At 33.7% G+C, this 13,315-nt stretch carries 12 protein-coding genes; 6 read left to right on the top strand and 6 right to left on the bottom strand.

The window, feature by feature from the left end; all coding sequences use genetic code 11:
• Positions 1-3: 3 nt before the first annotated feature.
• Complete coding sequence (gene dnaG, locus BK054_RS04160; RefSeq protein WP_006259819.1) at positions 4-1,986, top strand: DNA primase; 1,983 nt, start codon at positions 4-6, stop codon at positions 1,984-1,986.
• A 27-nt stretch (positions 1,987-2,013) separates the two neighbouring features.
• Here the strand turns inward: dnaG and BK054_RS04155 are convergent, their stop codons facing one another.
• Together BK054_RS04155 and nadE are read right to left on the bottom strand one after the other, a co-directional pair.
• Positions 2,014-2,493: a hypothetical protein gene (locus BK054_RS04155; protein WP_006259818.1), complete on the bottom strand. Its 480-nt coding sequence runs from the start codon at positions 2,491-2,493 to the stop codon at positions 2,014-2,016.
• A 71-nt stretch (positions 2,494-2,564) separates the two neighbouring features.
• Positions 2,565-3,371, bottom strand: a complete 807-nt coding sequence (gene nadE, locus BK054_RS04150) for an NAD(+) synthase (protein WP_071306953.1) — start codon at positions 3,369-3,371, stop codon at positions 2,565-2,567.
• Between the two features lie 73 nt (positions 3,372-3,444).
• On the opposite strand from nadE, the gene gldB reads away from it, so the two are divergent.
• Together gldB and gldC are read left to right on the top strand one after the other, a co-directional pair.
• Entirely contained in the window at positions 3,445-4,431 is a 987-nt protein-coding gene (gldB, locus tag BK054_RS04145; protein ID WP_071306952.1) for a gliding motility lipoprotein GldB, read from the top strand.
• Positions 4,431-4,769: a gliding motility protein GldC gene (gene gldC / locus BK054_RS04140; protein ID WP_006262333.1), complete on the top strand. Its 339-nt coding sequence runs from the start codon at positions 4,431-4,433 to the stop codon at positions 4,767-4,769. The genes gldB and gldC overlap by 1 nt, the downstream gene beginning before the upstream one ends.
• A gap of 45 nt (positions 4,770-4,814) precedes the next feature.
• Here the strand turns inward: gldC and BK054_RS04135 are convergent, their stop codons facing one another.
• The 4 genes from BK054_RS04135 to BK054_RS04120 form a co-directional block, all read right to left on the bottom strand.
• On the bottom strand, positions 4,815-5,795 hold the full coding sequence (locus BK054_RS04135; RefSeq protein ID WP_016650278.1) for a hypothetical protein: 981 nt from the start codon (positions 5,793-5,795) through the stop codon (positions 4,815-4,817).
• 94 nt (positions 5,796-5,889) lie between these two features.
• The gene (locus BK054_RS04130) at positions 5,890-6,240 is read right to left on the bottom strand and encodes a T9SS type A sorting domain-containing protein (protein WP_230456773.1); all 351 of its coding nucleotides are present in this window, start codon (positions 6,238-6,240) and stop codon (positions 5,890-5,892) included.
• A 110-nt stretch (positions 6,241-6,350) separates the two neighbouring features.
• Complete coding sequence (locus BK054_RS04125; protein WP_071306951.1) at positions 6,351-7,511, bottom strand: hypothetical protein; 1,161 nt, start codon at positions 7,509-7,511, stop codon at positions 6,351-6,353.
• A 334-nt stretch (positions 7,512-7,845) separates the two neighbouring features.
• Positions 7,846-10,599: a TonB-dependent receptor gene (locus BK054_RS04120; RefSeq protein ID WP_071306950.1), complete on the bottom strand. Its 2,754-nt coding sequence runs from the start codon at positions 10,597-10,599 to the stop codon at positions 7,846-7,848.
• Positions 10,600-10,783: 184 nt separating this feature from the next.
• Between BK054_RS04120 and BK054_RS04115 the strand changes: the two genes are divergently transcribed.
• The 3 genes from BK054_RS04115 to trmB all read left to right on the top strand — a co-directional run bounded on the left by BK054_RS04115 (position 10,784) and on the right by trmB (position 13,315).
• A complete protein-coding gene (locus tag BK054_RS04115) occupies positions 10,784-11,476 on the top strand; it encodes a response regulator transcription factor (protein WP_006259810.1) in 693 nt (230 codons plus the stop codon).
• A gap of 3 nt (positions 11,477-11,479) precedes the next feature.
• On the top strand, positions 11,480-12,541 hold the full coding sequence (locus BK054_RS04110; RefSeq protein ID WP_006259809.1) for a sensor histidine kinase: 1,062 nt from the start codon (positions 11,480-11,482) through the stop codon (positions 12,539-12,541).
• Positions 12,542-12,643: 102 nt separating this feature from the next.
• Entirely contained in the window at positions 12,644-13,315 is a 672-nt protein-coding gene (gene trmB / locus BK054_RS04105; RefSeq protein WP_006259808.1) for a tRNA (guanosine(46)-N7)-methyltransferase TrmB, read from the top strand.

The raw sequence follows: 13,315 nt of genomic DNA, 5'->3' as shown, positions 1-13,315 counted from the left end.
TATATGATTTCCAAAAGTACCATAGATGCCGTATTTGACGCTGCTCGTGTAGAGGAGGTGATAGGAGACTTTGTAACTCTGAAAAAGTCAGGGAGTAATTACAAAGGCTTAAGTCCTTTCGTAAACGAGAAGACTCCGTCATTTATGGTGTCACCTGTGAAGCAAATATGGAAAGACTTTAGTTCTGGAAAAGGAGGTAATGCGATTAGCTTTATTATGGAGCATGAACACTTCTCTTATCCTGAGGCAATACGATATTTAGCAAAGAAATATGGTATCGAAATAGAAGAGACAGAACAGAGCGATGAGGAGAAAGAGCAACTGAATGAAAAGGAGAGTATGTTCATCGTGTCTGAGTTTGCGAAGAAGTACTTTGAAGAGACATTGTTCAATGCGGAAGAAGGTAAGGCAATAGGAATGACTTACTTTAAAGAGCGTGGCTTTACTCAAGAGACAATTAAGGAGTTTGGGTTAGGGTATTCTCCAGATCAGTGGAGTGCTTTCACAGATGCAGCTCTTCAGAAGGGATATTCTTTAGAATACTTAGAGAAAACAGGGCTTACCATTGTAAAAGAAGATCGTAAGTTTGACCGATTTAAGGGAAGAGTTATGTTTCCTATTCAGAGTATGTCCGGTCGAGTATTAGGATTCGGAGGACGTATTCTTATTACTGATAAGAAAGCTGCTAAATACCTAAACTCTCCTGAGAGTGATATCTATCACAAGAGTAAGGTACTATATGGTATCTATCATGCTAAACAAGAAATTGCCAAACAAGATAACTGTTTCTTAGTAGAAGGGTATACTGATGTTATACAGATGCATCAGACCGGTATAAAGAATGTCGTGGCTTCTTCGGGTACTGCATTAACGCCTGACCAAATCCGTTTGATTAGTCGATTGACTAAGAATATCACGATGTTATTTGATGGGGATGCTGCTGGTATTAGAGCTTCTCTTAGAGGGGTAGACTTGATATTAGAGGCAGGGATGAACGTACGCGTATGTCCTTTGCCTGATGGAGAAGACCCAGATAGTTTTGCTCGAAAGCATTCTAAAGAACAGCTAGACGAGTATTTCAAGAATAATGCTACTGACTTTATCCGTTACAAGGCTAATCTATTAATGGGGGAAGCGAAGAATGACCCTATTAAGAAAGCAGAGTTAATTAGAGATATGGTACAGAGTATCTCTAAGATTCCTGATCAGATACAGAGAGAAATCTATGTGCAGGAATGTGCTCGTATAATGGATATTTCTGAGGATGTAATCTTTAATTCTTTAGCTCAGATTGGTCGAAAAGAATTAGCTGAGGCAAATAAGAAATATACACAGGAGAGGAAGCAGATGGAGGTGGTGCATTCAGAGCAACAACCAAAAGAAGCAATTGATCCACAATATAATTTAGAACGCAAGATCATCGAGATATTGCTGTTGTATGGTAATATGGAAGAGTTGTTTATAGAGCTCTTATTAGATGTGAATGAGGACAATGAGGTAATAGAGGTAGAACATAAAGTAGAACAGAAGGTATATGAACGTATTTACCTTAGTTTGCAGGAAGATGAGGTACAGCTAACCAATCCAATGTTCAAAGTGATTTATAAAGATATTATGGATTACTATCATCATAACGCTTGGGATCTGGAGAAGTATTTAAAGACATTAGATCCAGAAATGGCTCAGGAAGTAACTAATATTATCATGGAGGATGAGAAGGAAGCTTTGCACAATTGGGAGTCTCAGAATATTATAGTGAAACAGAAGGAGCAGGGAGTATCTCAATATGTGACAGAAACTATTCTAACTCTTAGAATGTTCTTATTGAATACCATGATAGAAAAGTATAAGGTAAAGCTGAAAGATAGTGATGAGAAGAGATCTTATGAGATGCTTACGCTAATTATGGATTACACAAGTCTGATGAATATGTTCTCTAAGAGATTAGGTCAAGTAACATCAAGATTTAAAACGATAGAAGACTAAAAAAAGAGGCTATTGCCTCTTTTTGTATTAATTATAGAATTGAACAGTAGTTATTACATCGTATTGCTCACTTTTTGTTTTAGGAACAATGGTATGGTAAGTAATATAACCATTATATCTATAGCCTTTGTTCACTTTAATTTCTACATTTAGAATGTTTTGAAAGTTGTAATTACAACTTTCTTTATAGAATGTTGATATGTCAATAATTTTACTGAAACGCTCTTCATATTTTTGTCCAATAATCAGCTCATCATATCTCCAATCTATAACATTTCTATAGTATTGAGCTCCATGCACTCTATTTTGGAAATCTCTTTCATTTCTAATGACAATAAAGGAATCTCCTTTGAGTCCTTTTACATAGAAATTTAAAGGGCTAAAATTAGGTGTCTCATTAAGTTGTAATGATCTATAGGTTTCATTACCACAATAATCATCATCTGAAGAACATCCTGCTAGGGATATTGATAATATGGTAAGTAAAAACAATAAAAACTTTTTCATAACTAATATTTTTTAACAAAGGTATTTGTTTTAATATATAGTTAATAATAAAAAAATATATTAGTAAGTAATTATTTGATTTCTATAGGAATTATACAAACAGGTATAGGGTTAATCTTATGTTGGTTGATTCTATTTAATCTGCTATATATTTCAAAAACTTCTTTTTCTCTTCCTGTGAAGTCTTCTGCTTTAGCTCCTTTTTCGTGTGCTAGCATAGCTATTTCTAGTTCGTCATAATTAGCACCTAGTTGATCTTCATCAGATCGCTCATCCCCAAATAATCCATCAGTAGGTTTAGCTACTATAATACTACTAGGAACTCCTAAGTACTCTCCGATAGCACGTACTTCTGATTTCATTAAGTCTGCTATAGGGCTTACGTCTACACCACCATCACCATATTTAGTAAAGAAACCAACTCCGAAGTCTTCTACTTTATTTCCTGTTCCTGCTACTAGACTTCTGTGTAGTCCAGCATAGTAGTATAATGTAGTCATACGCAATCTAGCACGTGTGTTGGCAAGTGTAAGGTTTAAGATAGCTTCATCATCTGAAGAGGGAACAGCTGTTTTTAATGTTTCAAATGTCGAAGTTAAGTCTGCTACAGTAGAGGCTACATTAGTAAACTTTTCTTGTAAGAAAGAGATATGTTCTTTTGCTCTTGATACTTGTGAGGGATCTTGATGGATTGGCATTTCAACACATAATAGAGGTAGTCCTGTCATAGCGCATAGTGTTGAGGTGACCGCAGAATCAATACCACCTGATATTCCTATTACATATCCACTTACTTTTGCATTCTGCGCATATTCTTTTAACCAATTAACGATATAATCTGTTACTGCTGAAGTATTCATTTTAGTGTTGTTTACCATGACTTTAAATATTTATGGAATAGGTTGATATCTATCTTATTATATTTGTACATTGAAAATAAAAAAAGATAAAATGACTTTTTCCAAATTTACTAATTTATCTAGTGCTGTATTACTAGTGAGCTGTGTTTTTTGGTCTAGCTGTGGAGATAAGCAGAGTGAACTTGAAAGAGAGATTAATGCTATTCCTATAGATATGACAGTTACTCGCTTTGATCAGGAGTTCTTCAAGTCAGAAGATGCTGATCTTGCAAGTATTAAAAAACAGTATCCGTATTTCTTTAATGAGAATTTATCTGATGAGTTTTGGATAAAGAAAAAACAAGATACCATATTCATTGAGTTAAATGAAGAGGTAGAGAAGAAATACCAAGATTTAGGTGAATTGCCAAAGCAATTAGAAGATTTCTTTAAACATGTGAAGTATTATTATCCACATGAGACTTCGAAGAAAAAGGTAATAACATTAATCTCGGAAGTGGATGTGACTGCAAAAGCTATTTATGCAGATTCGTTAGCATTGATTGCTTTAGATACTTATTTAGGGAAGGATCATCATTTCTATGTTAGTTTTCCTGAGTATTTAAGACCATCTTTTGAGCCTACACAGATATTACCTGATTTAGCAGAAAGCTTTGTGTTACAGAAAATAGGAGGCAATAGAGATCGTACTTTCTTAGGAGGTATGGTACAATACGGTAAGGTATTATACGCTAAGAAATTATTGCTACCTAAAGTTAATGATGCTTATATCATGGGGTATACTTTAGAACAGATGCAGTGGTGTCAGGAGAATGAGCCAGAGATGTGGAGATATTTTATAGAGAATAATTTATTATTTGATACAGACAGTAAGTTGAGTAGTCGATTTCTTACAGCTGCTCCTTTTTCTAAGTATTATTTAGATATTGATGGTGATAGCCCAGGGAGAACTGGAGCTTGGTTAGGTTGGCAAATTGTCAATGCGTATATGCAAAATAATAATGTAACTTTGCATGATCTGTTTAATACGGATGCAAAAGAAATATTTGAAAAATCAAAGTATAAACCAAAGAAGTAATGAGTAAAAATCACGTTTCTGATATAAATATTAGAGTAGAGTTAGACGAGAATAAAGTACCAGATAAGTTGTATTGGACTGCTAAAGATGGAGGTGTAGAGAAAGCTAGTTCTAAAGCAATGTTATTATCTATCTGGGATCATAAAGCCAAAGAGACATTGCGTATAGACTTGTGGACTAAGGATATGCCTGTAGATGAGATGAAAAAGTTCTTTCATCAAACATTAGTGGCAATGTCAGATACATTTGAGCGTGCTACAGAAGATGAGAAGATGGCTGCAACAATGAAAGACTTCTGTGATTATTTTGCAGAGAAATTAGATCTTTTAGAAAAGTAATTATAAGAAAGAGCCTCATACGTTTAAATGTATGAGGCTCTTTTATTATACAACCATAAGATTACAACCTCTTATGTCAGAATGGTCAAATCTTCCAAGTATTTCGAAAGAACCATCTTTATATTTTTTTCCTAAGTCTTGTGTAGCGATAAAGGAACAAGAATTAAGGTTAGCTAAATCGATTACATTGACCCCGCCTGTTTTGCCTTCTTCTACATAGGTTAAAGCATCTTCTGGATCACGAGTTAAGATATCCATCCATGGTGGGCATTCAAAGATACCATCACCAAAAGAATAGCCTTGAGATAATAGTTCTGTCATTCCATACTCAGAGTGTATTTTAGAAACCCCAAAACCTTCACATAATACTTGGTGTAGTTCTTCTCGTATCATTTCTTTACGTCTACCTTTCATACCTCCAGTCTCCATAATGATAGTATTGCTAAGGTTAAACTTTTGCATTTCTATCATATCTAGTAATGCATAGGTAACGCCTATTAATAAGACGTTTTTACCCTCTTTATCTAAGTTTATTAGCATCTTAGCTAGTTCTTCATAGTTGTGTAGGTAGAATCCACTTTCAGGCTGATTAGAGCCTTCTATAAGATCTTCTACCATATAGATTAGAGAAGAACCTTCTCTTTCTAAATAAGCAGGTAAAAGAGCTAAAACAACATAGTCTTCGATATTTCCATAGAAGTGAGAGAATGCTGCTCTAAAGCTGTATTCATAATAGTCTAGATCAGTCACATGATGTTTACTAGTTATCATTCCGGTAGTACCACTACTTGTGAATGTTATTTTTATAGGATCTATTGAAGATAAAACATCTTTGCTCTTAAAGAACTCGATAGGTAGAAAAGGTACATCGGTTAATGTCTTGACTTGCTCAGGAGTTTTATTTAGAAGATTACAGAACTGTTGATAAACAGGATTATGTTCATACTGGAATCTAAAGACTTTCATAGCTACTCTATGAAAATCTTTTTTTGTTTGTATTTGGATGATTTCTTCAGGTTTAAACACGGTCTATTATATTTAAGTACAAAAATACAAATAAAAAAAGAGCATCACTTTAGTGATACTCTTTTAAGAATATAAAATCATTAAAATGTATTTCTTATTTTACTACTATTTTTCTAGTAGCAGTAGCATTACTTTCCTTTATCTTCATAATGTAAATACCAGCATTTACACTATAAGGTAAGTTCAACTCTCTGTTATTAACAGTAGTTGTAAATACTTTTTTTCCTACAACATTGTATAGCTCTACTTCTTTTGGTTCATTTTTAGTAGACTCAATGTACAATTTACCATTTGAAACCGCTGGGTTAGGGTAAATAGATAGCCCTTCGATATTCTGATTAGAGTATCGAGGTTCATTATTATAGCGCAAACCACTTTGCGCAAATGCTGTGCTTCCGCCTAACATTGCAATGAACATTGTGATATAAAAGTATTTTTTTGCCATCTAACTAAAATTATGGTATAAAAGTAATTATTTAAAATGACATAAAAAAACAAAAAAGTGCCTATTTTTTTAAATAAGCACTTTTTTTTAACATTTTTATCTTAGTATTACTATAGACCTACTGTCCAACCTTTAGTCCACTCTGGAACACCAACTCCATTTCCTGCTCCTTTAGCCTCTCCAGCAGTGAATACTTTAGATACATCTACTGCATCTCCTTTAGTATTTTTACCAGATGTAGCTTTACCTACATTGATAAGTTTTACATTGCTTAAGATTAAAGAACCATCTTTAACGTTAGCAATAGTCTCATCGTGCTCCACGTCGAATGCAGTTGCATAAGCTCCGATTACTACATCAGAAATATTTCCTTTTGTTCCTTCACGTAATTTCATTGCTGTTCCTTTTCCGTCTACTGCAGGTAATAATGTTACTCCTACGATAGTTGGATTAGAGTAAGGGTTTGCAGCTCTGTTTTTAGAATTGTTATCTGCTTCGAATCCTTTATCTGCTGTACCCGATTGTTTTGAATACCAGAATTTGTTTTCTTTCCCTGACCATCCTTCTGTCCAGTCAAACTGATCATCATCATTATTAGTAGATACTAAGTACTGTGCACTAACTGTTCCTCCGAACCACTCAAATCCGTCATCAGACCCTTCGTGTGCTTGTACATATTGGATTACAGTTCCACTTCCTACTCCGAACAAAGAAAGCCCATTGAATTCTTTTTCAGCGTTGTAGTTCGCTCCTGCATATTCGATTCTTAAATATTTAATAGAACCTGAGTTATCATTAGCTACTTTTCCACCGTATGTTAAGTCTGATACTTCAGCTGTTGCTGTTTCTGCTTTGTTAATAGGTGCTTTTCCACAGATTACTAGACCTCCCCAGTTTCCTCTACTTTTCTCTACACCTGTCATTACTACAGGATTGTTCTGTTTTCCTTCAACATAGATTTTTCCTCCTTGTCCTACTGCGATATAAGCAGAAGTACCACCTTCTCCAATAATTTTAACTCCTTCAGGGATGTTTAAAGTAGCTCCATCGTTTACTACTAATTTAGAAGTTAATTTATATGTTTTGTTTGCTTCTAAGCTTAGTTTATCTCCTTTTTTAAGTTCTCCACCTAATATGTCTCCTTTTAAACCTGGAGTAGTTGTTCCAGGATCTGTTGTTCCTCCTCCGTTATTATCATCACTTGATGAACAACTTGCTAATGTTAATGTAACTAATGCAATACTGAATCCTGCTCTTAATAATTTTTTCATGTGTAATATAGTTTTTTATATTGTTTGATACAAAGATGTCTAGAAAACAGAAAAAACATGTTAACTCATTGTCATTGAATAATTAACAGTTTGTTTCCTCAATATTAAATAGGTGTTAACTAGGTTAATTATATTAGTATAAGGGCTTGTAGTTTAAGTGTGTGTAAATAGGAAAGAGGAATGAGTACTTTTGTAAGTAATTAGGAGAGAAATATTTTTTAAAATAGATCATATTGAATATGATTTTAATTGACCTTTTTTAGTAAAAAATAAAGCGAGAGCCTTATTAGAAGACTCTCGCTTTGCTTTTTGGGTATTATATGATATTTAGATTCTAGAATGAATAGTTTAGGCTTAAGCTAAAGTTTCTTCCAAGTTTATATGATCTTACTAAGACATCTTGAGTCTTGTTTTGTTGTTCTCTTTCAATTTTTGGGTCTAATAAGTTTTTAGCATTTAAACCAATACCAAACCTTTTATTAAATTTCATTTTGAAAGTAAAATCTAACATACCAAATGCTTTGTCTACTAGGTTACCACTTTGCTCTGTTCCGATAGAGTATAATTTATCAGAGAAATGAGCATAAGATACAGTAGCCATTAAGTTTTTCTCACCCCATTCTTTGATATAAGATAAGTCAGCATTTAATAAGAAATCTGATGCACCTGTGAAGTCTGAATTGTCATGTGTAAATGAGGTAGTGATATATTTATTCTCTCTATTCACTTTTTCATTATCTAATTTTTGGTACGTCTTCATTATAGAAGCGTTTAACCCTCCCGTTAGTTTATTAGTATTTACATCATCGAAGCTGATTAAGTTTTTACGTACTTCTATTTCTACTCCTGCTGCGTATCCATAGTCACCTGTATTCGCATACGTGATATCATTAGAAGAAGAAGCTGAAACGATCTCGTTGATTGGGTTTTTAATATATTTACCAAATACAGAAGCAGAGAATACTTCATCATTAGTAGGGAAGAATTCCCACTTAAGATCTACGTTATAATCATCAGATGCATATAAGTCTGGGTTACCTACTTTAATCTCAGTTACATCCTCATAGATAAATCTAGCTCTCTCTTTGAATTGAGGTAAAGTATATGTTTTAGATGCAGCAAAACGAAGGTTATTTCTATCATCAACAGCATACTTTAAAGATAAGCTTGGTAAGAATGCATTTTTATCTAATGTATTAGAGCTCTTATCTGCGTCTAACTGTGTTTGCCAAGTTACTTTTTGAGTGATTGTCTCAAATCTAGCTCCGATAGTACCTGATAATCTATCTGATAATTTGTATTCTACATTTGCAAAACCTGCATGTACTGTCATATCTCCATCATACGTTTGAGGTAATAACGCATTAGGTGTATTCGCACCTCCTCTGAAAGTGTATGTTTGGAAGTATCCGTTATTGAAGTTTTGTTGATTAAAGAAGTTATCTAATGCATACGGATTTATATTGTTGTTGTAATCAGCATTGATTTGAAATACGTACTGTGTAGCCTTAAACTCTCTGTTCTTTTGACGTAAGTTATACCCTACCGTTAACTTTCCGTTGTATAGATTCTCACTGTTTTTACCGAATTTATAAGATGCAGCGATATTTGCACCTACTTCGTTTTCGATTAGATCCTCGAAGTATCTGTTATTATCAGATCTAGAGTTAGTTGAGAATTCGTAGTTATCCTCTCCTTTAACTTTGTTTAAAGTGTACATCTGTCTGTCAGGAGTTTGAGCAGAAATATTATTAAGAGCTAACCCCCAGTTTAGGTCTATTTGATCATTTAATTTATGATCTCCTAATAATTGGTTTACGAATAGACGATCTTGTCTGTAGTTTTGTCTTGATAGAAGCGTATTTTCATAATAGTCTTTTCTATCTGTAATATCTCTGATAAAACCAGTGTATTCATCTAGTTTTTCTTGAGTACCATTGATTAAAAGAGAATTGTATTTAATACTATTTCTAGAGTTGATATTATACTCAGCATTTAACATCGCAGTAGTATTCGTATTGTACTCATAAGACTTCATGTATAAATCTTTTGTAAAACTGTTTTGAGCTTGAGCAGTACGATTAATTCCTTCTTTGAATTTGTAATTATTGTCAAATGATACAGTAGCAAAGATGTTTAATGAAGACTCTGCTCCGAAGTAGAATGATTTACCACCATTCAGTCCTAAACTCATTCCATAAGGAGATTTGTTTTTTGTCTGTGCAGAGTTTTTAAAACTAAAACTTTGAAGCGCATTACTAGGTTGTTTTGTATTAGAGAATCCTAAAAAGTTTCTGTCTGATAGAGATCTAAACTTATCTTCTCCTACAGCATTAGAATTAATGTTTGATCCTAAACTAATGTTGAAGAATCCTTCTCCACTGTGTTTTTTAGAAATAATGTCTATATTTCCTCCTGCGAAGTCTCCAGAGTTTCTTGCACTATATGTTTTATCTATTGAGATGTATTCTACGATATCAGTAGAGAATAAGTTTAAATCAATATTCTTTTTCTCTGGGTCATTTGAGGCTAGTGGCAATCCATTTAGAGAAGTACTGTTATATCTATCTCCTAGTCCACGTACGAATATTGTTCCTGTACCTTCTTGCTTGGCTACACCTGTTGTTTTAGCTACTGCAGAAGCTACATCACTTACCCCTTTACGAGATAATTCTTGTGAACCTATATGTTGTTTGATCTCACTAGATCTCTGTTGTTCTATAAGTAGAGCTGATTCTCTAGATTTAGAACGTGTAGCTTCCACTATCACTCCTTCTAGTTCTACGTGTTCAGAGGCTAATGCTATATTTAATGTTTTTGATTCTTTTTTTGCAACTGTGATTGATTTTTCTTGAGTTACATATCCCATATATTGAAACTGTAATATATAAGTACCTGCTTCTATCGAGATACTGTAACTTCCATCTAATTCTGTGTTTACTCCTTCAGAAGTATTTTTAATTGCCACGGTAGCATAGGCTAGTGGTTCATGCGTAGAGTCATCTGTTATTTTTCCTTTAATTTCGGCCTTTTGTCCATAAAAAGTGGCTGATACCATTAAGGTTAAGATCACTAAGAAATTTTTCATATAAATAAGTGTGTTGTATTATTGGTGCAAAGAACCTAGATGAATGTATAGTGAATGTTAATCAAAGTTTAATTTTTTGCGTATATTAGGTTATCAAATTGTTAACATATTAAATTATTGTAAAGTCTATATTTAGTAATGTATTATGCTCTATATTTGACCTACTAAAACACGCAACACAAGTATGAAAAATTCTGAAATTAAGATCCTTTTAGCTGATGATGAGCAAGATATTATCGATATCATTGGATATAATTTAGAGCAAGAGGGGTATCAAGTATTTACTGCAACAAACGGTAAGCTAGCAGTGGAGTCTGCAACTCAAAACAAACCACACCTTATTATATTAGATGTAATGATGCCTGAGATGGACGGTATAGAAGCATGTGAGTTGATTAGAAAAAACAGTGGTCTATCTAATAGTGTAATCACCTTTCTAACAGCACGTGGGGAAGATTATTCACAAGTAGCAGGTTTTGAAGCAGGGGCGGATGATTATATTACTAAGCCTGTCAAACCTAAGGTACTAATGAGTAAGGTAAAGGCATTACTTAGACGTGCACGCTTCAGTGACGATACTTCTAGTAATACTATAGAAGTAGGAGATATTAGAATAGATAGGGATGAATACAGAGTATTTGTTCGCAAAGAAGAAATTGTATTCCCTAGAAAAGAATTTGAACTACTTTATTTATTAATGGCTAAGCCAGGTAAAGTGTTTACTCGTGACGAGATCTTAGATGCAGTATGGGGTAATGAAGTGGTAGTAGGCGGAAGAACTATCGATGTACATATCCGAAAACTAAGAGAAAAAATCGGAGATAGTTACTTTAAGACTATAAAAGGAGTAGGATATAAATTTGACCACGCAGAATAGTTAATGGCTACAAAGTTTAAAAACTCTTATAAGTTTGCAATAAAGTCTTCATCTTCTATTACCTTGATAAGCTTTATTGTAACCTTTCCCATAGGTGTATTTTATCTAAACATTCCTGTTTGGATAGTGTTAGGATATCTTTTAATCTTATTTACGATGTCCTTTTTTATTCTTCAGTATCGTGTAGAGCACTTTATCTACAGAAGAATAAAAAAAATATATGACAATGTCTCTCTGTTAGAACATGCTGAGCTGAGAAGTAAAGCCGTGACGACTGATATGCAGACCTTGACAGAAGAAATCCAGAAATTTGCTAAAAACAAGAAAATTGAGATTGAGTCTCTTCAAGTGAGAGAAGAATATAGAAGAGAGTTCTTAGGGAATATATCTCATGAACTAAAGACTCCTCTATTCACGATACAGAGTTATTTAGAGACTTTACAGGATGGTGCGATTAATGATCTTAAAGTCAGGGACCGTTATATAGAGCGGGCAGCTCAGAGTGTAGATCGTCTTATCTATATCGTTAATGACTTAGATATGATTACTAAGCTTGAGTCTGGTGATCTACACCTTAATATCGTGACTTTTGATATTGTAGAGACGATTCGACATGCTTTTGACTTTTTAGATTATAAAGCCAAAAAAAGAAATATATCTCTAATCTTCGATCTGAATTATAACAAACCTATTTATGTAGTAGGTGATAAGGAACGCATAGGACAAGTCATTACGAATCTAATAGATAACTCTATTAAATATGGTAAGGAAAAAGGGACTACGGAAGTAACTATTGAAGACTTAGTGAATAATAAATTAATTATCCGTGTTACAGATAATGGCTTAGGGATTAAGAAGGAGAATGTGTCTCGTCTATTCGAGCGCTTCTATCGTATAGATAAGAGTGGAGCTAGAGCAGTGGGTGGTTCTGGATTAGGATTGTCTATCGTGAAGCATATTGTAGAGGCACATGAAGAACATATTTATGTAGAGAGTAGTTTTGGCTATGGATCAGAGTTCTCTTTCACTTTAGAGAAAGCTTTCGTAGACCCTACTGATAATTAATTATGTGCCAATATGGTATCTATTTGTTGCAGATAAAATTAAAATAGGATAGTTTCACTATAATTACTTAATTTTGCGCAAATTTATAATGAAGTATATCACGTGGGAAGTAAAAATAAACTAAAGCGATTCAGAGAGAACGAAACTTTTGACATTGTATATCAGCCGACTAGAGAAGATATGATAGGAGAGTTACCTCAAAAAGGTAATTGGAATAAAGACGTTTTTAAGAATGACAATCCTATAGTATTAGAACTAGGATGTGGAAAAGGAGAATATACAGTAGAGCTAGCGAAGCGTTTTCCTGAGAAAAACTTTATTGGTATTGATATTAAAGGTGCTCGTTTTTGGCGTGGGGCTAAGACAGCTGTAGAGTCAGGAATGACTAATGTGGCTTTCTTACGTACACAAATCGAACTTATCGAGTATGCATTTGCATCAGGTGAGGTGAGCGAAATCTGGATTACTTTCCCAGACCCTCAGATCAAGTATAAACGTACTAAACACCGTCTAACGAATAGTGAATTCCTTAAACGTTATAAGAATATTTTATCAGAAGATGGTATTATGAACTTAAAGACGGATAGTGAGTTCATGCATGGTTATACATTAGGACTTCTACATGGAGAAGGACATGAAGTTATCTACGCTAATCACCACATTTATAAAAATGAAGGTGCACCTTCAGTAGTAACAGAAATTCAAACTTTTTACGAATCACAGTATTTAGAACAAAATAAACCTATAACTTACATTCAATTTAGAATTAAGTAA

This window comes from Myroides sp. ZB35 (assembly GCF_001865835.1).
Lineage (GTDB): Bacteria > Bacteroidota > Bacteroidia > Flavobacteriales > Flavobacteriaceae > Flavobacterium > Flavobacterium odoratimimum.
This window is presented reverse-complemented; position numbering and strand designations above follow the sequence as displayed.

Bases quoted from the DNA above. Each gene is read 5' to 3' on its own strand.
- dnaG (WP_006259819.1), top strand. From the start codon at position 4: ATGATTTCCAAAAGTACCATAGATGCCGTATTTGACGCTGCTCGTGTA.
- BK054_RS04155 (WP_006259818.1), bottom strand. From the start codon at position 2,493: ATGAAAAAGTTTTTATTGTTTTTACTTACCATATTATCAATATCCCTA.
- nadE (WP_071306953.1), bottom strand. From the start codon at position 3,371: ATGGTAAACAACACTAAAATGAATACTTCAGCAGTAACAGATTATATC.
- gldB (WP_071306952.1), top strand. From the start codon at position 3,445: ATGACTTTTTCCAAATTTACTAATTTATCTAGTGCTGTATTACTAGTG.
- gldC (WP_006262333.1), top strand. From the start codon at position 4,431: ATGAGTAAAAATCACGTTTCTGATATAAATATTAGAGTAGAGTTAGAC.
- BK054_RS04130 (WP_230456773.1), bottom strand. From the start codon at position 6,240: ATGGCAAAAAAATACTTTTATATCACAATGTTCATTGCAATGTTAGGC.
- BK054_RS04125 (WP_071306951.1), bottom strand. From the start codon at position 7,511: ATGAAAAAATTATTAAGAGCAGGATTCAGTATTGCATTAGTTACATTA.
- BK054_RS04120 (WP_071306950.1), bottom strand. From the start codon at position 10,599: ATGAAAAATTTCTTAGTGATCTTAACCTTAATGGTATCAGCCACTTTT.
- BK054_RS04115 (WP_006259810.1), top strand. From the start codon at position 10,784: ATGAAAAATTCTGAAATTAAGATCCTTTTAGCTGATGATGAGCAAGAT.
- BK054_RS04110 (WP_006259809.1), top strand. From the start codon at position 11,480: ATGGCTACAAAGTTTAAAAACTCTTATAAGTTTGCAATAAAGTCTTCA.